This window comes from Roseibium sp. MMSF_3544 (assembly GCF_030732845.1).
Lineage (GTDB): Bacteria > Pseudomonadota > Alphaproteobacteria > Rhizobiales > Stappiaceae > Roseibium.
Window position 1 is genome coordinate 1 of record NZ_JASHKA010000017.1, and the last position, 20,685, is coordinate 20,685.

Annotated in this window: 19 protein-coding genes and 1 tRNA gene; 9 read left to right on the forward strand and 11 right to left on the reverse strand. The window is 58.7% G+C overall.

Annotated features, from left to right (window positions below; genetic code table 11):
- Positions 1-156 precede the first annotated feature (156 nt).
- Positions 157-2,403, reverse strand: a complete 2,247-nt coding sequence (locus RBB47_RS21605) for a mechanosensitive ion channel family protein (protein WP_305987966.1) — start codon at positions 2,401-2,403, stop codon at positions 157-159.
- Positions 2,404-2,628: 225 nt separating this feature from the next.
- Between RBB47_RS21605 and RBB47_RS21610 the strand changes: the two genes are divergently transcribed.
- Genes RBB47_RS21610 through RBB47_RS21620 form a run of 3 tightly spaced genes read left to right on the forward strand, consistent with a single transcriptional unit; the run spans position 2,629 to position 4,877 of the window.
- A complete protein-coding gene (locus RBB47_RS21610) occupies positions 2,629-3,054 on the forward strand; it encodes a DUF805 domain-containing protein (RefSeq protein WP_305987967.1) in 426 nt (141 codons plus the stop codon).
- Between the two features lie 51 nt (positions 3,055-3,105).
- Positions 3,106-4,281 (forward strand): succinyl-diaminopimelate desuccinylase, encoded by a 1,176-nt coding sequence (gene dapE, locus RBB47_RS21615; RefSeq protein ID WP_305987968.1) that lies wholly within the window; start codon positions 3,106-3,108, stop codon positions 4,279-4,281.
- An 11-nt stretch (positions 4,282-4,292) separates the two neighbouring features.
- Entirely contained in the window at positions 4,293-4,877 is a 585-nt protein-coding gene (locus RBB47_RS21620) for a hypothetical protein (protein ID WP_305988069.1), read from the forward strand.
- A 61-nt stretch (positions 4,878-4,938) separates the two neighbouring features.
- Here the strand turns inward: RBB47_RS21620 and dapD are convergent, their stop codons facing one another.
- On the reverse strand, positions 4,939-5,790 hold the full coding sequence (gene dapD / locus RBB47_RS21625) for a 2,3,4,5-tetrahydropyridine-2,6-dicarboxylate N-succinyltransferase (RefSeq protein WP_305987969.1): 852 nt from the start codon (positions 5,788-5,790) through the stop codon (positions 4,939-4,941).
- A gap of 645 nt (positions 5,791-6,435) precedes the next feature.
- On the opposite strand from dapD, the gene RBB47_RS21630 reads away from it, so the two are divergent.
- Positions 6,436-7,341, forward strand: coding sequence for an EamA family transporter (locus RBB47_RS21630; RefSeq protein ID WP_305987970.1), 906 nt, complete (start codon positions 6,436-6,438; stop codon positions 7,339-7,341).
- Between the two features lie 57 nt (positions 7,342-7,398).
- Here the strand turns inward: RBB47_RS21630 and RBB47_RS21635 are convergent, their stop codons facing one another.
- Positions 7,399-8,445 (reverse strand): alcohol dehydrogenase family protein, encoded by a 1,047-nt coding sequence (locus RBB47_RS21635; protein ID WP_371932828.1) that lies wholly within the window; start codon positions 8,443-8,445, stop codon positions 7,399-7,401.
- 67 nt (positions 8,446-8,512) lie between these two features.
- Here RBB47_RS21635 and RBB47_RS21640 point away from each other — a divergent pair, with 67 nt between their 5' ends.
- Positions 8,513-9,034, forward strand: coding sequence for a TetR/AcrR family transcriptional regulator (locus tag RBB47_RS21640; protein WP_305987971.1), 522 nt, complete (start codon positions 8,513-8,515; stop codon positions 9,032-9,034).
- 9 nt (positions 9,035-9,043) lie between these two features.
- Here the strand turns inward: RBB47_RS21640 and RBB47_RS21645 are convergent, their stop codons facing one another.
- The 8 genes from RBB47_RS21645 to rpmH all read right to left on the reverse strand — a co-directional run bounded on the left by RBB47_RS21645 (position 9,044) and on the right by rpmH (position 15,986).
- Positions 9,044-9,919, reverse strand: a complete 876-nt coding sequence (locus tag RBB47_RS21645; protein ID WP_305987972.1) for a LysR substrate-binding domain-containing protein — start codon at positions 9,917-9,919, stop codon at positions 9,044-9,046.
- Between the two features lie 358 nt (positions 9,920-10,277).
- Positions 10,278-11,021, reverse strand: coding sequence for a pyrimidine 5'-nucleotidase (locus tag RBB47_RS21650; protein ID WP_305987973.1), 744 nt, complete (start codon positions 11,019-11,021; stop codon positions 10,278-10,280).
- Positions 11,018-11,905, reverse strand: coding sequence for an acetylglutamate kinase (argB, locus tag RBB47_RS21655; RefSeq protein ID WP_305987974.1), 888 nt, complete (start codon positions 11,903-11,905; stop codon positions 11,018-11,020). Before argB ends, RBB47_RS21650 begins: the two co-directional genes overlap by 4 nt.
- 108 nt (positions 11,906-12,013) lie before the next feature.
- Positions 12,014-12,661, reverse strand: coding sequence for a ribosome biogenesis GTP-binding protein YihA/YsxC (gene yihA / locus RBB47_RS21660; RefSeq protein WP_305987975.1), 648 nt, complete (start codon positions 12,659-12,661; stop codon positions 12,014-12,016).
- Between the two features lie 9 nt (positions 12,662-12,670).
- Positions 12,671-13,351 carry a CatB-related O-acetyltransferase gene (locus tag RBB47_RS21665; protein ID WP_305987976.1) on the reverse strand — a complete coding sequence of 227 codons (681 nt, stop codon included), beginning with the start codon at positions 13,349-13,351 and terminating at the stop codon, positions 12,671-12,673.
- A gap of 182 nt (positions 13,352-13,533) precedes the next feature.
- Positions 13,534-15,381 (reverse strand): membrane protein insertase YidC, encoded by a 1,848-nt coding sequence (yidC, locus tag RBB47_RS21670; protein ID WP_305988071.1) that lies wholly within the window; start codon positions 15,379-15,381, stop codon positions 13,534-13,536.
- Between the two features lie 9 nt (positions 15,382-15,390).
- The gene (gene rnpA, locus RBB47_RS21675) at positions 15,391-15,792 is read right to left on the reverse strand and encodes a ribonuclease P protein component (protein WP_305987977.1); all 402 of its coding nucleotides are present in this window, start codon (positions 15,790-15,792) and stop codon (positions 15,391-15,393) included.
- A gap of 59 nt (positions 15,793-15,851) precedes the next feature.
- Positions 15,852-15,986, reverse strand: a complete 135-nt coding sequence (gene rpmH, locus RBB47_RS21680; protein ID WP_006934271.1) for a 50S ribosomal protein L34 — start codon at positions 15,984-15,986, stop codon at positions 15,852-15,854.
- Between the two features lie 288 nt (positions 15,987-16,274).
- Between rpmH and RBB47_RS21685 the strand changes: the two genes are divergently transcribed.
- From RBB47_RS21685 to RBB47_RS21700, 4 genes are all read left to right on the forward strand, one after another.
- Complete coding sequence (locus RBB47_RS21685) at positions 16,275-17,132, forward strand: TVP38/TMEM64 family protein (RefSeq protein ID WP_305987978.1); 858 nt, start codon at positions 16,275-16,277, stop codon at positions 17,130-17,132.
- A 55-nt stretch (positions 17,133-17,187) separates the two neighbouring features.
- Positions 17,188-18,618: an NAD(P)/FAD-dependent oxidoreductase gene (locus RBB47_RS21690; protein WP_305987979.1), complete on the forward strand. Its 1,431-nt coding sequence runs from the start codon at positions 17,188-17,190 to the stop codon at positions 18,616-18,618.
- Positions 18,619-18,668: 50 nt separating this feature from the next.
- Positions 18,669-20,141 (forward strand): HAMP domain-containing sensor histidine kinase, encoded by a 1,473-nt coding sequence (locus tag RBB47_RS21695; protein WP_305987980.1) that lies wholly within the window; start codon positions 18,669-18,671, stop codon positions 20,139-20,141.
- Between the two features lie 227 nt (positions 20,142-20,368).
- Positions 20,369-20,445 (forward strand) — tRNA-Arg (locus RBB47_RS21700).
- Positions 20,446-20,685: the final 240 nt, after the last annotated feature.

Below are 20,685 nucleotides of genomic sequence, written 5' to 3' on the forward strand. Positions count from 1 at the left end.
CAAACGGGGACGACAAATCCGGGTAAATTACGCGAGACACGACTTGGAGACGGCTTGTATTGTACCGTTGTTCTAGCGGCATGCTCTCAATCGCATAATCCAAACCGGAAAGCGGTCGCACAGGTCATGGCATGACGAGAGTTTCAGCTAGTTGGCTCATTCAGCGGCGGGCTTGTTCTCTTCGGACGCAGCAGCGGCCGCGGCTGCCGAGGTCAGGGCTTCTTTTTGCTTGTCGTCCAGATTGGCATTTTCAGGCAGCTGGACCCGAACCTCCTTGCGGGCGAACTGGATGTCGTTTTCCTCAAACGCTTTTTGCACGCGCTTGTAGATTTCCTTGCGCACGCCGAACTGTTTGCCAGGTTTCGTCGTGAATTTGCCGCGAACAACGATGCCGACGTCGTCGACATCCGCGACGCCCTGACCCTTGAAGGGAGCCAACAGGTCGTCTTTGAACTCTTCCATTTCCATGATCTCCTGGCCGATCTTCTTGAAGAGTTTGCGGACTTTTTCGACATCCGTATCGAAAGGCACGGTGAATTTCAGCTTCATGATCACCCAGTCACGGGAGAGGTTGGTCAGCTTCGGGATCTGGCCGTAGGGCACGATATGCACCGCACCTTTCGTGCCGCGCAGTTGCAGCGAGCGGATTGAGATTTTCTCGATACTGCCCTGCGTCCCGCCCGTATCGATGAACTCGCCGAGCCGGAAGGCGTCATCCATCAGGAAGAAAACGCCGGAGACCACATCCTGTACGAGGGTCTGCGCACCGAAGCCGATGGCAAGACCGATGACACCCGCGCCGGCCAGGAGCGGCGTGATGTTGATGCCAAGCTGGCTGAGCGCCAGGAGGCCGGTCAGTGTGATGATGGTGACCTGCAACACGACCCGCATGAGAGGCAGGATTGTCGCCAGGCGCGACTTGCCGGCACCGCCCATTTCCGCGTCATCGTCCTGTGTCTCGGCAGGCGGGGAATCCTTGGCGAGCTGATGCGCGACCCAAAGGTTGGTGATCTCCCAGGCAAGATAGCCTGCTGCCAGGATCAACAGGAAGATGACGCTGTTGCGGGCAACGGCCGAACCGTCGTCACCGCCGAGTGAAAGCAGATTGAGGCCGTAGATACGTCCGACGACCAGGATCAGGAAGGCAAGCAGTGCGACCCGCGCGATGCGGACATAGCTGTGCCGTGTCTGAAGATGCGCTGCCTCAGCGACCGGCCCTTCGCCCTGCATCGGCGGCACGATATGCGAAACGATGCCGCGCACCATGGTGTCGAGGAACGGTGCGAACACCACCAGAGCGATCACGGCAAGGGAGCGCCCGGCGGTTAGCGCATCCACGCCCATGCTCGCGGTGAACTGCACCAGCAGCCAGTTGAAGGCGATAAAGGCCATGGAGAAGTAGGGCCAGAACTTGGCCATACGTTCCAGCCCGGAGGTCGGGTCTTCCTCTTCGCCCAAAATGATGCTGGTCAGCCCGTGACGAGCCTTCCAGATGACGGCGATGATCCAGGCGTTGACGGCAAAACCGATGAAGAAGCGGAAACTGCCCCCGGCATCGGTTCCCGCCGCTTGCATGACGTTGCGAAGGAAAAACGCAACGCCGACAACGGCGAAGAGGATCGTGAAGTTGTGATAGAGCGATCGTGCCGTCGGATCATCGGCAGTCACCAGACGCAGTTCGCTCCGATTTGGCGCAAGGGCGAACCGCAGCAAGGCCGCAATCAGGCGGGGCAGGAACACGATCCAGAAAACGGCCTGAAGGGCGAAAGACCGCGTAACCGGGTCGAAGACTGCGATGCGGCCGACGATCAGTGCAACGATGGCAAAGACCAGCAATCCGCCGAGATCGAGCCCGGCGCGGGTCGAGACAAGTTTTACGGTTTCAAAAAGGCTTTCAGGAGACTTGCTCTGGATCGTGTCGCGCCTTGTGGACGTGAGGCGGTTGACCAGGAATTCCGCTGCAAACCCGGCCGCCAGAATGAGCGCGATCGCACCGATCAGAATGTGGATTGGACCGGCGACGGCTCCTGAAAAGAGCGCGCCGATACTGGAGATGATGCCGGTGAAGAGATCCGGCAGGCTCTGAAAGTGACCGGCGACCATGGCTCCGAAAGCACCGACGGCGGTTCTGAGCTGCTCAACAAAGCCCGGACCCTCGGCCACGGGCGTGTCTTGTCCTGCTGCTGCGGCGCTTTGTTGCAGCAGCGTCATGAGGTCCGTCAGTGCCTCAACCTGCTCCGGATCGAGATCCGAAACGAGCTTTTCCATCGCGTCCTGTTGAAGGGCCGGAGGCAGGTCGGAGGCGGCCTCCTGTGCGTGACCGGGTCCCGGGAAGAATGCAGCCACGGCCAAAAAAACACAGGCAGCACAAGCGAATAGAAATTTCTGAAAAGCACCGGTCATGACGGGACCCCCAACGGTGTTGGTTCGTATCATCTCAAATAAGACATGCCCATGGTGCAAAATCCATTAATATTCCGCAGCGTAATTTTCGAAATGTGGAAAGCTCGCTGTGCACGGAAATTGGGCGATGTCGCAATTGACGAGATAAGACCGGACGACGGCGCTTGATCCGAACCGCGTATGCGTCTACCTCCATGCGATATCAATTATTGTGAGCGGGACTGAATGAATACCCCCCCACCCAGCGCGAATATTTCCCCCGGCCCGGTTTGGGCCCTGATGAGCCCCATCGGCCGGATAGGCCGAGAGCCCTATTGGCTCTGCTTTGCACTTGTTTGGGTCATTATCGGCATGGCAATCAGGATCTGGTGGTTGTCCATTCCCGGATTGCCCAATCCCGAAGATGTGACACCAAGCGCGTTTGCGGGTTCGAACCCTTTGTTTCCGCTTCTCTTCTTCGTGCTGCAGTGGTTCGAGCTTGCGATCGTGATCAAGCGCCTCCAGGACATTGGACAGAACGGTTTCTGGGCGCTGCTCATCTTTCTGCCGGGTGTCAATCTGCTGATGGTCATCGGGCTGGGCTTCGTTCCGAGCCAGACTCAACCCAACAAGAACGGTCCGTTACCCAACAGCTACTGGCGCAAATCCTGAGGCCCGATCCAGAACCCCTACGCCTTTTCCTCAAGAAAGCTTCCGCCTGTCATGACGTCGACTGCCGTATCCATCGCCCAAGACCTCATTCGCTGCCCTTCGGTGACGCCTCAAGAAGGCGGAGCGCTTGCAGCACTTGAAAAGCTGCTTGGCGGGGCAGGGTTCTCTGTTTCCCGGGTGACGTTTCGCGATGAGGGCACGCCGGATGTGGAAAACCTGTTCGCGACGATCGGGTCGGGACAACCGCACTTCGTTTTTGCCGGTCATACCGATGTCGTTCCGGCGGGCGCGGAAAGTGACTGGAGCCACGGCCCGTTTGACGGTGATATTTCAAACGGTGTCCTCTTCGGGCGCGGCGCTGTTGACATGAAGGGCGGAATTGCCGCCTTTGCCGCCGCCGCACTCTCGTTCGTCAACGAGTTGGGTGCCGGCTTCGGCGGAACGATCTCTTTCCTGATCACGGGAGATGAAGAAGGCCCGGCTGTGAACGGGACCGTCAAGCTGCTTCAATGGGCTGAGAGCCAGGGTCACGTGTTCGATGCCTGCATTGTCGGAGAACCGACCAATCCGAACCAACTTGGCGATGCAATCAAGATTGGCCGCCGGGGGTCTCTCTCCGGAACCGTGACCGTGGCCGGCACCCAGGGACATGCTGCCTACCCGCATCTTGCCGCCAATCCGATCCCGGGCCTTTTGCGCCTGCTGACAGCCCTTGACACACTGGAGCTGGATCACGGCAATGAACGTTTCCAGCCAACCAACCTGGAGATTGTCACGGTCGACGTTGGAAATCCCGCCTTCAATGTCATCCCGGCGCGCGCGGAAGCCCGCTTCAATATCCGCTACAATGACGAATGGACTTTGGAGAGCCTGAAGGCGAAAATTCTGCAGACGCTTGAAGCGGTGGATCTCGGCGATCTGAAGCTCGACATTGAATTCAAGCGCGACGCCAGCGAATCTTTTCTGACAAAGGACGAAAGACTGATCGAGACACTGGGGACCGCCGTAAAGGCAGAGACAGGGCGCGTTCCGGAATTGTCGACAGGTGGCGGCACGTCCGATGCGCGGTTTATCAAGAACTATTGCCCTGTGGTTGAGTTCGGCCTTGTCGGGCAGACCATGCACAAGGTTGATGAATGCGTGAATGTCGAGGATCTTGACCGGCTGACAGCGATCTATAAACGATTCCTGGTCAGTTACTTTTCGAAGGCTTCGGGAGCAGCTTGATCTTGATCAGCATGAACGAAATCCGGGCGGCGCTGGACGGGTCCTGGTTGCTGTTGCGCAACCGGCCCGAAGGCATGGCATTCTTCGACCAGTCCATCCATGGCTTCTGGCGTTCCTTCCAGGTCTTCTTTTTGCTGGTGCCCGCGTACATGCTGGCCGGCCTCTACGAAAAGCAGCTCTATCTCGTCGAAAACCGCTATCACCCGGAGGGCTTTCCCAACAATGCCTTCTGGACGGCTCAGGCGTTCGGTCACGGCATCGACTGGATTGCGCTGCCGGTTATCCTGGCGCTCATTGCCGCGCCTATCGGCATTTCACACCGCTACGTGCCCTATGTGGTGGTCCGGAACTGGACCAGTTTGCTGGCCTCGATTCCTTTCATGCTGACCTACATTCTTTACCTGCTCGGCATTTTCCCGCTGGGAATAACGGTGCTGCTCTATTTGACCTGCGTTGTCGTTCTGCTCTGGTACCGCTTTCTGGTCGCGCGGATCGCATTGCAGGCCACAATCAGTCTGGCCATCGGGGTCGTGGTCCTCGACATTCTGCTCTCGCTCGTGATCGCCCAGGTCGTCGGCATTCTCTGGAACATCTGAAACCAAAAAAACCCCGCCTTCGGAAAGGCGGGGTTTGTTCAGGTTCAACGATCTGAATCGATCAGTCGCGTAGCAATTCGTTGATGGCCGTTTTCGAGCGGGTTCTTTCATCGACCGTTTTCACGATAACCGCGCAATAAAGGTTCGGTGCGGCCTCACCGTTGCCCATCAGGCTCGAAGTCGGCATGGAACCTGCGACCACGACAGAATATGGCGGCACTTCGCCGTAGCTGATTTCGCCTGTCATCCGGTTCACGATACGGGTCGACTGGCCGATATAGACGCCCATGCCCAGGACGGACCCTTCCCGCACGATGCAGCCTTCAACGACCTCCGAACGGGCGCCGATGAAGCAATTGTCCTCGATAATGACCGGGCCGGCCTGCAGGGGCTCCAGAACGCCGCCAATGCCAACGCCGCCGGAAAGGTGCACGTTCTTGCCGATCTGTGCGCAGGACCCGACGGTTGCCCAGGTGTCGACCATTGTGCCTTCGTCCACATAGGCGCCGAGATTGACGAAAGACGGCATCAAGACCACGCCCTTGCCGATAAAGGCCGAGCGGCGCACGGTGCAGTTGGGAACCGCGCGAAAGCCTGCATCTTCGAAATCCGAGCCACCCCAGCTGTCGAACTTGGAGGGCACCTTGTCCCACCAGACCGCCTGACCCGGCCCACCCTTGATGACTTCCATCGGGTTGAGACGGAAAGACAGGAGAACGGCTTTCTTGGCCCACTGATTGACGACCCAGTCTCCATCCTTCTTTTCTGCAACGCGCAACTCGCCGCGGTCGAGAAGGTTCAGTGTGGTTTCCACTGCATCCCGGATCTCGCCGGTCGTCGAGGTTTCAATGGAAGCACGGTCTTCGAAAGCCGCGTCGATGATTTGGGACAGGGCGGCGAGATCATGGGTCATCTGACAGAGGTCTCCGGCGTTAACAATTTGTGCGCGGACCTAAGCCGCCGGACCGATCCCTGTCAAGCACAGGGCGGCTGCCAAGTGTTCTGAGGGCGACATAGCCAGCGCGACTGGCTGGCGTGAGCGATGTTTCGACAGTCATCAAAGCTAAGCCTCGCGTGATGCGGGATCGGTGGGTCTGAAGTGGAAACTTTGCGGGAAGTGTTCGCCGGCGCCGCGTCTCCGGTCCCGGATCTTGGTTCTGCCGCTTCCGGGGCTGTTACTATTGATTTCAGCTTCGGACTTACTCGGAACTTTCCGTATGCGCCCTTAGGTGGTGTGGATCGATACCTTCTTTGCTAACACCCCCTTCATCCTGAGGAGGACCGTCGGGTCCGTCTCGAAGGATGGGCCGCGCACTTCGGAGTATGCCGCCCATCCTTCGAGACAGCGCTTCGCACTTCCTCAGGATGAGGAAGATGTTGTGCAATCTTCAGCCGGGATGACAAACCTCAAACTTTTGGAATTCAGTCGCGCACGCGTAGTTTGCTTCTTGAATCTAGTTGAGAAAAAATAATGCGATCCTTTCCGTTTTCGCTAGTTTTTGCCGTCTTGAGAAGGCGTAAGATGATGTGACGTCAACTTAGGGATATGGCTGTCATCGTGGAACTGTGGATCCCGATCACAATCTTTGCAGCATTTTGCCAGAACTTGCGCACGGCAATGCAGAAGCATCTGAAGGGTAGGCTCGGGAACACCGGCGCGACCTTTGTCCGCTTTGGTTACGGGGTGCCATTTGCGCTTCTCTACGCCGCGGTCCTTCACTTCGTCTTCGAGAACCCTCTGCCAAGCCCCACAACCACGTTGCTGGTCGCCGGTGCGCTCGGTGGGCTGGCGCAGATTGTCGCGACGTTCCTGTTGATCTACCTGTTTTCTTTTCGCAACTTCGCCGTCGGAACGGCCTATTCCAAGACCGAACCGATCCAGGCAGCATTGTTCGGACTGGTCGTACTCGGCGAGCACGTCTCCCTTATCGTTGCTCTGTGCATTATGGTCGGCATCGCCGGTGTCATCATTATTTCGCTGGCACGCGTTCCCTTGACGTTATCAGCCGTGCGCTCGTCGCTCTTTGGTCGGCCCGCTCTGATCGGACTGGCGTCGGCCGCCTTTTTCGGAGCCTCGGCGGTTGCTTACCGAACTGCATCTTTGTCGTTGGATGGGACGACGGTTGCCATGCAGGCCGCAACCGCCCTGGTCTATGCGACGCTGTTTCAAACATGTGCGATGTCGATCTGGATGGTTTTTCGCGAGCCGGAGGAATTGCGCGCCAGCCTGAGAGCCTGGCGTGCCGCAATCTGGGTCGGGGCCTCCGGTGTTGCCGGGTCCATCGGCTGGTTCACTGCCATGACGCTGCAGAACGTCGCCTATGTCCGTGCGCTTGCCCAGATCGAGCTGGTTTTCACCTTCCTTGCCTCCTGGCTGGTCTTCAAGGAAGTGATCTCCCGCTCGGAAATTGTCGGATGCCTGCTGATTGTTGCCGCAGTGATTGGAATTATCCTGCTTGGATAAGACGGATGATCGCGCTGATGCGCAACCGTGCCGAGTTCAGCGACAACACTAAGCGGTTCAGGCCACTTCCAGAACAATCTTGCCAATATGCCCCTTTTGGCCAAAGGCTTCTTGCGCGGCAGAAATCTCTTTCAAAGGATAGGTCTCAGCGACCAGCGGCTGGACTTCCTTGCGTTCGATGCGTGCGACCAGGTTTCCGAAAACCTGTGGTTCCAGAACCGTGCAGCCAAAGAAACTGAGGTCCTTGAGATAGAGCGTCCTGACATCGAGTGTGACCATCGGGCCGCCGATCGCACCTGATGCTGCATAGCGCCCCTTGGGTTTCAGGATTTCGAGGAGCGAAGGCCACTTTTCACCGGCGACAAGATCTATAACGACGTCTACCGAGTTGGCCCCGAGCTCGCTTGCATAATCTGCATCCCTGTTGAGTGTCCGGTCTGCGCCGAGCTCAAGCAATGCGCCGGATTTGGCAGGACTTGTCACTGCGATGACTGTGGCGCCTCTTGCTTTGGCCAGCTGGATCGCCGCCGATCCGACGCCTCCAGACGCTCCGGTTATGAAAACTGTGTCTCCTGCTTTCACGCCGGTCCGTTCAAGCATGTTTTCCGCTGTTGAATAGGAACAGGGAAACGAGGCGAGTTCGGCATCGCCCAGATCGCAGGTGATCGCATAGGCGTGGCGCGCGGCCACCTTTGTGAACTGGGCAAAGCCACCGTTGCATTCAGATCCGAAATACCACGGTGAGGCAAGCTGCTCGCCTCCCGCCTCCACCAGACAGGGTTCGATCAAGACACGCTGACCAATCCGGGACGGGTCGACGCCTTCGCCAACCGCAACGATCGTTCCACACACGTCTGCGCCCTGGATCAACGGCAATTTGAGAGCGACGCCTGTCCAGGCCGCGTCTTCTGCCTCGTTGTCTCCCTTCGAATACCAGCCGATACGCGTGTTGACGTCAGTGTTGTTGACCCCTGCTGCCAGCACCCGAACGAGAACGTCGCCCGGGCCCGGGCGCGGTGTTTCGAGATCATCGCGCCATTGAAGCTTATCGGGGCCGCCATGCCCGGTCAGGACGACACCATGCATTTTTTCTGGGATGGGCACGGGAAGTTCTCCGGTAGAATGATTGTTCTACTTGCTCGGGTAGAGCATTTGTTCTACCCCGTCAACCATGACCGACACAAAAACCAGGATCGCCGCCGGACTGGAGCGGGTGTTCGCGGAGAACGGGTTCGCCGAGCCGAACATCGACAGCCTGCGCGAGGCCGCTGGTGTCAGCCTCAGAACACTCTATAAGTACATGCCTTCGCGAGAGGAAATGGTGCTGAGTGCCCTGGAACACAGGCATGGCCGTTACATGGATCTGGTTTTTTCAGACATGCCGGCGGACGACGCGCCCATCTTGCATGTCGTGTTTGACCGTGTTGCACGCTGGATGGCCGAAGAGGCGGCGCATGGATGTCTTTTCCACGCAGCAGTTGCCTCCGCGCCGCACAACGAACGTCTTCGTGCCCTGCTTGGAAGGCACAAGACGGAAGTCGCACAGAAGATCGCGGTATTGTCCGGACTTCCGGAGCGGAGCGGAGAAATCGCCCTGATCATCGAAGGCCTGATGCAGGACTGGCCACTTCATGGTGACAAGGCGACTGAAAGTGCCAAGACCCTCGGCGATTTGCTTCTCAGCGTCCGGTGAATCGCTGCGTTACATTGCGCCGGCTGTTGCCCTGTAAAGCCAGTCGCGAAACGCGGCGACGGGCCGCGTCAGGGTCCGCGCCGGGGACCTGACAAACCAGTAGCCGGTTTCCAGTTCGAGCACCGTCCAGTCCGGGGAAATCAGGTGTCCTGCATCGAGTTCCTGCGAAACAAAGCGCCGATCGATCACGATGGCCCCCATGCCGGCAATGGCAGCCTGGATTGCAAGGTCCCGGCTTTGCAGCACCGTGCCGGAACTGACGTCGGGATGGCTCAGCTCGGCTTCCTGGAGCCAGTCGGTCCAGTCGCTCCGCCGCGCGGAACTGTGCAGCAGCGGCAGACCTGTCAAAGCCTCCGGGTCCGATGGATCCTTGTCACCCAACAGGCTCGGCGCCATTGCCACTGCGAGATGTTCTTTCCAAAGAAGATGGCTCTCAACGCTCGGCCAATTGCCGGTCCCGAGCCGAATGGCGCAGTCGTAATTCTCCCGGTCAAGGTCCACCATGCGAGTCGATGCGGACAGAAGCAGTTCCACATCGGGCTGACTAGCTTGAAAGTCCGGCAGCCTGGGGATCAGCCACCGGGTGGCGAAGGTCGAGACTGTGCTGATCCTGAGTTCGGTTCGGCCGCGCCGCTTGAAACTGTCCACGGCCTCTTCGATCCGGTCGAAGGCATCGCCGAGGCTGAGCGCCAGGCGCTGCCCTTCCTCGGTCAGCGAGAGCCCGCGGCCATCCCGGTTGACCAGCGTTGCACCAAGTTCGCTCTCAAGCTTGCGCATAAGGTGCGACAAAGCTGACGGCGACACACCGAGCTTTTCGGCCGCAATCGCCGCGCGGCCATGACGGGCGAGCAGGGAAAATGCGTGAAGTGCGCGTAAGGAGGCCATGGAAGGAAAGAGTCCGCTGGTTGAGTTTTTCTCAATTTAGTGCAGTTCCTGCGAAAGGAGAACCTTTGCTCTGCTCCTCGTTGAACAACGGCTTTGTTCTTTGAGAAATGACCTTATTGGCGCTCGTGGCCCATCCTTCGAGACAGGCCTGCGGCCTTCCTCAGGATGAGGACTTTATGTGTAGCGCCTCAGGAGAGCTTTTGAAGAGACCAGTGAAAACCAAGGCAGCCCTGCTGCGCACACGGCCTCATCCTGAAGAAGCGCACTGCGCTGTCTCGAAGGATGGGCCGCAAGCACACTTCTCAAACCCGTTGGCTCGGAACGAAGATGCCCTGTTTCGGGAAATTGCCAGGCTCGATTACCGCAAGGCGCCCAAGACAGCCTTCAGGAAACCTGTCAGATCTTCCGTGACAAAATCCACATGCGGATAGGGATCGCCTTCGAGGTCCCAGCTTTCCTGAAACACTTCGCGCGAACCTGTCGGCACGATCAGGGCGGTGCGCATGCCGAGCTGGTGCGGCACTTTCAGGTTTTTGGGTAGATCCTCAAACATGGCGGCACGGGCCGGAGAGATGCCGGTCAGGTCGATAAACTTGTCGTAGGTCTCCCGGTTCGGCTTCGGCACAAGGTCGGCGGAGACGATATCGAAGATATCCTCGAAATGCTCGGAAATGCCGAGGGCCGCAGCCGTGCGTTCCGCGTGCGGCCGGTCGCCGTTGGTGAAGATGAATTTCTTGCCGGGAAGGGACTCGATTGCCTTGCCAAGTTCGGGATTGGGGTCAAGTCCGGAATAGTCGATATCATGGACGAAGTTGAGATAATCGTCTGGATCGATGTTCTGGGTGGTCATCAGCCCGCGCAAAGTCGTGCCGTATTCGTGATAGAGCGCCTTTTGGTGCGCCATGGCATCCGACCGGTTCAGGTCCAGAACCTTTTGAACGTAAAGCGCGATCAGGTCGTCGATCTGGGAAAAGAGGTCCGCCTCGTGGGGGTAAAGCGTATTGTCCAGGTCGAAGACCCAGGCCTCGACGCCCTTGAACACCCTGAGGTCCTGGCGGTGTGCGTGCTGGCCCTCGGCGGGCAGGATGCGTTTTCCGGTCACGGGCGGATCAACGTCCCCGCGCCGCCATCGGTGAAGAGCTCCAGGAGCACCGCGTGCGGAACTTTGCCGTTCAGGATAACAACACCTTCAACGCCCCGATCCAGAGCTTCAATGCAGGTTTCGACTTTTGGTATCATTCCACCCGATATAGTCCCGTCTGCCATAAGGTCACGTGCAGCGGCGACGGTGAGCTGCTTGATCAGGTTGCCTTCCTTGTCGAGGACACCTGGAACATCTGTGAGGAACAAAAGACGTTTGGCATTGAGCGATCCTGCAATCGCACCAGCTGCCGTATCGGCATTGATGTTGTAGGTCTCGCCGTCCTCGCCATGAGCGACCGGTGCAACCACCGGAATGATGGCTTCTTTCAGAACCAGCCGAAGAACGGTCGGATCGACACTTGAGGGCTCGCCGACGAAGCCGAGATCGACAACGCTTTCGATATTGCTGTCCGGATCGACGACTGTCCGGTTGAGCTTGCGGGCCGTGACCAGATTGCCGTCCTTGCCGCAAAGGCCGACCGCCCGGCCGCCTTCAGCATTGATCATCTGGACAATTTCCTTGTTGATTGCCCCGGCGAGGACCATTTCAACAACCTCGACCGTCGCCTTGTCGGTGACGCGGAGCCCGCCCTTGAATTCGCTGACAATGTTGAGCCGCTGGAGCATCTTGCCGATTTGCGGGCCACCGCCATGCACGACTACCGGATTGACGCCCGATTGGCGCAGCAGCGTGATGTCGCGTGCAAAGGCCTGGCCGAGTTCAGCATTACCCATGGCGTTGCCGCCGTACTTCACCACCACGGTCTTGTCGTCGTAGCGCTGCATATAGGGCAGGGCATGGGCGATGATATGTGCGCGGCTGGACATGTCGGGGTTTGTCATCGAGAGGCTTTACTCAACTAGAATGCTCAAAAGACGTGCAGAAGAACCCTGCTATAACCGGTTTGCCGGGTCTTCACAATTCTCGCGCCCGTGCGAAACCATCACGGCTTACTGATTGGCAAGAAGGCAGAGTTCAGCCTTCAGCTCGTCAATGCCTTTGTTTTTCTCCGAAGAGGTCGCGATGATCAAAGGATGCGCCGCGACGCGCTTCAAAAGCGCCGCCTGGGTGTCTGCAATCAGGCGCGTCAACTGGGTTGGTTTGATCTTGTCGGACTTCGTAAGCACCACCTGGTAGACGACCGCCGCCTTGTCGAGCAGATCCATGGTTTCAAGATCGTTCTTCTTGATGCCGTGCCGGCTGTCGATCAGCAGGATCACCCGCCTGAGGTTCGGGCGTCCGCGCAGATACGAGAACACAAGCGCCGTCCACGCTTCGACCAGCTCCTTTGGTGCCTGGGCGTAACCGTAACCCGGCATGTCGACGATCGTCAGCGGCGTGTCCGGTGCGACGAAGAAGTTCAGCATCTGGGTCCGGCCGGGAGTGGCGGAGGTGCGCGCCAGTCCTTTGCGCCCTGTCAGGGCGTTGATCAGGCTGGATTTGCCGACATTGGAGCGACCGGCAAAGGCAATCTCCGCGCCTGCTGCCGGCGGCAGATTGGACATGTCGGTGACACTGGTCAGGAATTCCCAGGGGCGGGCAAACAGCAGCCGGCCCGCTTCCAGGTCTTCCTTCGAATAGGTTTGTTCGTCGCTCATGGGGCGCTTTTAACTTGCCTTCTGGCTGGCGTCGAGACCGCTTTCACCGTCCGCGCAAGCGTTCTCCAGCGCGTCGATATCCGCTCCCCAGATCTCGGGCAGGTGGCGGGTGACCTTTTCGATGGGCCAGTTCCACCACGCGATTTCAAGGAGACGCTCAACCGTTGCCTCGTCGTATCTGAGTCGCACGACCCGGCCCGGGTTGCCGACGACAACCGCATAGGGCGGAACGTCGGAGGCTACGACAGCATGCGCGCCGATGATGGCGCCTGAGCAGATCGTGACCCCGGGCATTACGGTGGAATTGGTCCCGAACCAGACGTCATTGCCGACGATCGTGTCGCCGCGCAAATGTCCGAAGATCGTTTCCGGGTCGAACTGCTCCATCCACTCTTGCGCGAAGATATGGAAAGGATAGGTGGAAAACCCGGTCATGGCGTGATTGGCACCGTTCATGATGAAGTTGGTTCCGCAGGCCAACGCGCAGAATTTTCCAATCCTCAGCCGATCGCCGATGTAGTCGAAATGGTAGCGTACGTTCCGGTTTTCGAAATCGAGGGCGTTCTTGAAATCATGATAGTAGGTGTAATCGCCCACCTCGATGTTTGGGCGGGTGATGACGTTCTTCAGGAAGACGGTATGGTTTTCGCCGTGGAACGGATGAAGCGTGTCTGGGGACGGGCCGTGCATGAGACCTCCGGTAAGCAAGAATCAAGGGAAGAGATTGAGCGTTGCTGAACGCATTCGACCTGCCGGTCGGCGGCTTCGCCTTGCGGATTAGGTCTTGCTTCATCGGATCATCGGATTGCAGGCTCCCGTGTGTTTCCAGTCAAATCGAAAGGCCCCGCCGGATGGCGAGGCCTTGGGTTGTATCAGCTCTTTTCGGCCTTGTCAGCCTCGTCGTCCGAGGCCGGTTTCTTTCGTTTGAACATAGCCCCCAGATTGTCCCAGAGTTCCACCTTCGCCCCCTGGCGGCGCATGATCACGTATTGCTGGGTGATCGACAGGAAGTTGTTCCAGGCCCAGTAGATCACGAGACCGGCCGGGAATGAGGCCAGCATGAAGGTAAATACCACCGGCATCCAGGTGAAGATCATCTGCTGGGTCGGATCGGGCGGTGTGGGGTTCATTTTCATCTGGATGAACATCGTTATGCCCATCAGGAGCGGCCAGACGCCAAGCATCAGAAGCTGTGGCGGATCCCAGGGAATCAGCCCGAACAGATTGAAGAGCGAGGTCGGGTCCGGTGCAGAAAGATCCTGGATCCAGCCGAAGAAGGGCGCATGGCGCATTTCGATTGTGACGAACAGAACCTTATAGAGCGCGAAGAAGACCGGGATCTGGATCAGGATCGGCAGACAGCCGGCCAGGGGATTGATCTTTTCCTTCTTGTAGAGCTCCATCAACGCCTGTTGCTGCTTCTGCCGGTCGTCCTTGTAGGTTTCTCGGATTTCGGTCATCTGCGGCTGCACGAGCTTCATCTTGCTCATGGAGACGTAAGACTTGTTCGCCAGCGGGAAGAAGATCAGCTTGATGATCACTGTCACCACGAGGATGGCGACGCCGAAGTTGCCGAGCAGGTGGAAGAAGTAGTCAAGCGCGAAGAACATCGGCTTGGTCAGGAAGTAGAACCAGCCCCAGTCGATCAAAAGCTCGAACCGGTTGGCGCCGAGCGTTTCCTCGTAGCCGTCGATCAGCTTTGTTTCCTTCGCGCCGGCGAAGAGATAGGAGCTGGTATCCGCTGAACCTCCGGCCGGAACGGCGACGCCGCTGCCCAGATAATCGGCCTGGAAGTTGCCGGTGACATTCGAGTGGCTGAAGCTTGGCTGGAATTCCTGTCCGGGAACCGGGATAAGCGTTGCCGCCCAGTACTTGTCGGTGATGCCGAGCCAGCCGTTGTCGACTTTTGCCGGACGGACATCGCCTTCCTCCTCAAGGTCGGAATAGTCGATCTCCTGAAGACCTTCCTCGCCGAATACGCCAAGCAGGCCTTCGTGAAGGATCCAGATCCCGGTGGTCTCCGGAATGCCTTTTCGTGCAATCAGGCCATATGGATAAAGCGTAATGGTTTCGGCGGAACTGTTGTCAACGGACTGCTCGACGGTGAACAGGTAATTTTCATCGACGGAGAAAGTCCTTTTGAACGTTAGGCCTTCACCATTGTCCCAGGTGAGTGTCAGCGGGGTCGCCGGGGTCAGCGTGGCATTCCCCTCGGCGCTCCAGACCGTATCGGGTCCGGGCAGGGTGACGTTGGCGCCCGGGTCGGCAACCCAGCCGTAGTCCGTATAATAGGGATCAGGGCTTCCCTTCGGCGAGAACAGCGCAATGGTCGGGCTGCTCTTGTCGACTGTCTCGTGATAGTCCTTCAGGCGCAGGTCGTCGAGGCGGGCACCCGACAGATTGATCGACCCTTCGAGGCGCGGAGTATCGATGACGACGCGCTTGCTTGCGGCAACCGCCTGTGCGCGGTTCGCAAAGACAGCCGGCTGACCAGCGCCCTGTGCCGGAAGGGCCGCATTGCCCCCTGTCGTCGCGGATGGTTGAGGAGCGTCCGGGTTGGCGCCTGTTCCGGCAGCCTGGCGGGCGGCCTCAGCCTGTTGCTGCGCCTCGACGGCCGCCTGCTGGCGCTCCAACTGCGGTCCTGCGATAAAGTACTGCCAGGCCAGCAGAACAATCAGGGACAAGACGATGGCCAGGATCGTGTTTCGGTTTTCAGAAATCAACTGGAGTTACCCCTGTTTCCTGCGCGGTGTCGGTTGCGACGTCCGATTACCCCGGCGCGGTTTTCCCCGTCCGCGCGGTGTTTCCGGATCCAGCACTTGGCTAAGGCCAGACTTAAGGTCTGCGACGAGTTTTTGAAAGGGAAGAGTGAGCGCTGAATCGCGTGCGACAAGCACAAAATCGGCTTTTTTTGGAATGTCGCCCGCTTTCAGTTCGGCAACGGCCGCCCTGAGCCGCCGTTTGATGCGGCTGCGCATGACCGAATTGCCGGTTTTTTTGGTGACTGTGTAGCCAACACGCGCTGCGTCTTCAGTGTCCCGTTGCAATCCCTGAACGACGAAAGCGCGCCGACCCAACCGGCCGCCTTTGGCGACCGCCAGGAATTCGGAGCGCTTTTTCAAAGTGTCCATGGCGGCGGATTGGTGTTGGCTGCAGCCGCCAACCCGGCGCACTGCGCGCTGGTCGCCGATCAGGCGCTGAGGCTCTTGCGGCCTTTTGCACGGCGGCGAGCAAGCACCTGACGGCCATTTTTGGTGGCCATACGTGCGCGGAATCCGTGGCGGCGCTTGCGGACAAGACGGCTCGGTTGATACGTACGCTTCATTGTTCTTCCCCGCGCGGATTTCTGCGCGGCCCTTGTTCATTTATAAATTCTTTGGAGGAAGCACTCGAAGCGCTGGAAGAGCGCGGCTTGAAAAGCCTTGGGTCCGAATGCATGTCCCGGTCGAGCGCGCTTATAAGCGCCGCGCCGCTTCAAGTCAACGTTCTGCGGCAAGAATCTCGGGCCATTTCCGGTTCACGCACAGGTGAACACGCAACACCATGGCGTCACTTATCAGTGATGCACGGTTCTTTTTACGAGGTTTAAGGTACATCTGGCTAAGAGAACACTGTGGCGGCAATAAGAACCAACGGGTTTGACGAGTTGATGGGATTGGAAATGCTGGGGGACAAGGCTGACACCATGACAGGGCCGAAGGAAACGGAACCGGTAGCCGAAGCACCGGTGAAAGCTTCGGTATTCAGCCGGATAAAAAAGTGGCTGCCGCTCGCCATCCTTGTGGTGCTGATGGCTGTTGCGTTTTCGCAAGGACTGCACAACAAGCTGACGCTTTCCAACCTGATCATGCAGCGGCAGGATCTGTTCGGGTTTGTCGATCAGAATTTCGCTTTGGCGATTTTCACCTTCCTTGCTGTCTATGTCGCATGTGTCGCCCTGTCCTTTCCCGGCGCCTCACTTTTAACCATCGCCGGCGGGTTTCTGTTCGGCTGGGTGGTCGGTGGCATGGCAACGGTAGTCGGAGCGACCCTTGGGGCCTGCGCTGTTTTCCTCGTGGCCCGATCGTCTTTCGGGGAGGTTCTGACCAAACGCGCCGGTCCTTTCCTGGCACGCCTTGCCGAAGGATTCCGCACCGAAGGGTTCAGCTACCTGCTGTTCTTGCGGTTGACCCCGGTCTTTCCGTTTTGGCTGGTCAACATCGCACCGGCGATCTTCCAGATGCGGCTTCCGACATACGCGCTGGCCACCTTTATCGGCATCATTCCGGGGACCTTTGCCTTTGCGTTCATCGGCTCCGGGCTGGACAGTGTCATTGAAGCACAGGAAGCGGCCAATCCCGGCTGCGCCGCTGCGGGCACCTGTGAGGTCGAGATTTCGGCTCTGGTGACCCCGCAACTGCTGGCCGCCTTCTTTGCACTTGGAATCGCCAGCCTCATTCCGGTGGTGCTGAAAAAAGTCCGCTCTCGCTGACGGCTCGTCTAAGATCGGTCCGACTGCGTTTCACTTGCTCGAACAGGAGCCCTCCATGGCAGACATGCTGACCCCGGATATTTGTGTGATCGGTGCCGGTTCAGGCGGACTGTCTGTCGCTGCCGCCGCTGCGGCTTTCGGTGTTGACGTGGTCCTGATCGAAAAGGGTCTGATGGGCGGGGATTGCCTGAACTATGGCTGTGTGCCTTCAAAGGCGCTGCTGGCTGCGGCCAAGGCCGCCTCGAGCAGCGGCTGGAACGAACGGTTCGGCATTCATTCTGCCGGTCAGGAAATCGACTTTGCAGCGGCCAACGATCACGTCAGAAGCGTTATTGCCACGATCGAGCCGCACGATTCGCAAGACCGTTTCGAAGGGTTGGGCGTCAAGGTTCTGCGCGATCATGCCACCTTCACCGGTCCGGACACGGTCGAGGTCGGTGGCAAAAGAATCAAAGCACGGCGATTTGTGGTTGCGACAGGCTCAACTGCCTTCGTCCCGCCGATCCCCGGACTGGATGAGGTTCCCTATCTCACCAACGAAACGCTGTTCGAGTTGCGAGAGGCACCTTCCCATCTGGCGATCATCGGGGGCGGTCCGATTGGTTTGGAAATGGCCCAGGCGCATCGCCGTCTCGGCGCGAAGGTCACCGTTTTCGAGGCAATGAAGGCCTTTGGCAAAGATGATCCGGAGCTTGCTGAAATTGTCCTGGATTCGCTGAAGGAAGAGGGCATCGAGATCCTCGAGGAAACGGCCGTTGAGCGGGTTGAAGCAGCCGGCGATGGGGTCAAGATCGTTGCGAAAACCGGAGACGGGACTCCTGTCGAAACAGAAGCCAGCCACCTGCTGGTTGCCACAGGCAGAGCGCCGAATGTGGACGGGCTGGGACTGGAGGCGGCCGGGATCGAATACGATCCGAAGGGAATCAAGGTCGACAAGGGTCTGCGCACCACCAACCGCAAGGTCTACGCGATCGGCGATGTGGCGGGTGGTTTGCAGTTCACCCACGTTGCCGGTTACCAGGCGGGCCTCGTCATTCGGTCGATCCTTTTTCGGATGCCGGTCAGCATGAACAACACCATCGTGCCGTGGGTGACCTACACCTCGCCGGAAATCGGCCACATTGGCATGACCGTAATCGAGGCCAAGAAAGCCTACAGCGGTGCCGTCAAGGTGTTGAGCGCCGAATATGCCGGCAACGACCGGGCCCAGGCGGAGGGCGTGACCAAGGGACGCCTGAAACTGATTGTCGGTCCGGGCGGACGTTTGGCGGGAGCCGACATTGTCGGCGCTCAGGCAGGCGAGATCCTGAACCTTCTGTCGCTGGCGCTTTCGAAGAAGATGACGATGAAAGACCTTGCGGGATTTGTTGCGCCTTATCCGACACTTGGCGAACTGGTGCGCCGCGCTGCAATTTCGTACTATGCGGATCTGCCAAAGAAAAATTGGATACGGACGCTTATCGGTATATTGCGTAAATTTGGATAGGTCATTGCAGGCAGTGCCAAGAGGCACAACGACATTTGGGACGACAGGACATGAAGCATGAGGGTGCGCCGGAAGGCGCTGCAGTCCCCTCCAGTGAATCAGGTGCACCGGCCGGTCGCGGCGACCGTCCGGACCGGCACCGGCTCGGCGGTCTGTCGGGAAAACTGCTGCTGCTGACGGTGGTTTTTGTGATGTTGTCCGAGGTCTTCATCTACGTGCCCTCGATCGCCAACTACCGCAACACATGGCTGATGGACCGCCTGACCACCGCCGGCGTGGCGGCCTCGGTCCTGGCTGAGACCAGCACGATCGCACCGCGTCTGCAGGAGCAGCTTCTCCAGACAACCGGCGCCGTCGCCATTTCCCTCGATCAGGGCTCCCGGCGCAGCCTGATTGCCATGAACGACGTCCCGACAGACGTCGATATCGTCGTCGACATGGCAAAGGTAAACCCGTTTTCGTCGATTGTCGGCAGCTTCCAGATCCTGACCTATCGAGGTGATGGTGTGATGCGTGTGGTCGGACTTGGCCAGATGGGACATACCGAACGGGTAGACATCGTCTTGCCGGTCAGTCTGCTGCAACAGGACATGCTGGCCTTTTCCGGCCGCATCCTGGCTCTGTCCCTGGTGATTTCCGGCATCACGGCAAGTCTGGTCTACATAACCCTGCGCGCGCTGTTCATCCGTCCGTTGCGGCGGTTGACCACGTCGATGGAACGGTTTGCGGAAAACCCTGAGGACACCTCGCGGATCATTGCCGTGAGCGGGCGCAAGGATGAGCTCGGTGACGCTGAAATCCGGCTGGCGGCGATGGAAGAAGCACTATCGCGGGCGTTGCACCAGAAACAGAGGCTGGCCGATCTCGGTCTCGCCGTTTCCAAGATCAACCATGATTTGCGCAATCTGCTGGCCTCAGCTCAGCTTTTCCTGGAGCGCCTGGAACACGTGCCGGATCCGACGGTCAGCCGTCTTGCGCCAAAAATCCTGGCGACGCTCGACCGGGCCGTCAGTTACACCCAGGCGGTGATGTCCTACGGCAAAGCCCAGGAACGTCCGCCACAACGCCGCCTGCTTGCCCTTCAGCGGGTCGGAGAGGACGTCGCCGATGTTCTCGGCCTACCGGACCACGAGACGGTGGCGTTCGAGAACAAGGTTCCCGATCACATCGAGATCGACGCCGATCCGGAGCAGATTTTCCGCGTCCTGCTCAATCTCGTCCGCAACGCCCTCCAGGCGCTGGAAGCGGAAAAGGACGAAGCACTGGTCCGCCGGATCACGCTGGACGCGGTTCGGGACGATGACTGCGTGCACGTCATCATTTCCGACACGGGGCCGGGGATACCGGAAAACACCAAGAAAGCGCTCTTCAAGGCTTTCCACAGTGGTTCAAAAAAGGGCGGCGTGGGTCTCGGCCTTGCGATCGTCGCAGAGTTGTTGAAGGCCCATGGCGGGACCATCCATCTCGACGAAACCAGTCCGGGAGCCTGCTTCCGCCTCAAGGTGCCGGACCGCCGGTCCTGACCGGCCGGGTTTGCGCATGGCCCGGGGCGCCAAATACCAAGTCCCTGCAAATTCCGGGCGTTTCGGTTCTGTGTGACAGTTCCTTGAAAAAAAGTTCAAAAAGTCCCTTGCATTCGCTGCTGGACCGCAGTACGTAAGCGCCCTGTCCGGGGCACACGTTGCTCCGCAGAGCCAAGACGGTTGTCTGCTTCGACGACATCAGGACAACCCGCTCTTCGCACCCATAAGCACCGGTAGCTCAGCTGGATAGAGCACCAGACTACGAATCTGGGGGTCGGGGGTTCGAATCCTCCCCGGTGCGCCATTTCTCCGAAAATCAGCCCTTCATGCGAAAGCAGCGAGAGATTTCATGCAGCTCGCCGTTGAAGCAACCTAATTGCCGACAATTCAAGTGTCCTTGACGGGTGAACTAGCGGGAGACGCTCGCGGTTGTTATCGCGCCGTCCGGACGCGCACTGATGTTGCCTGCCGGGGGCTTTAGCTGACCGATCTGATGGCGCACCTCTCACATTTGCCTGATCTTTTTGAATTAGCACCAATTTGC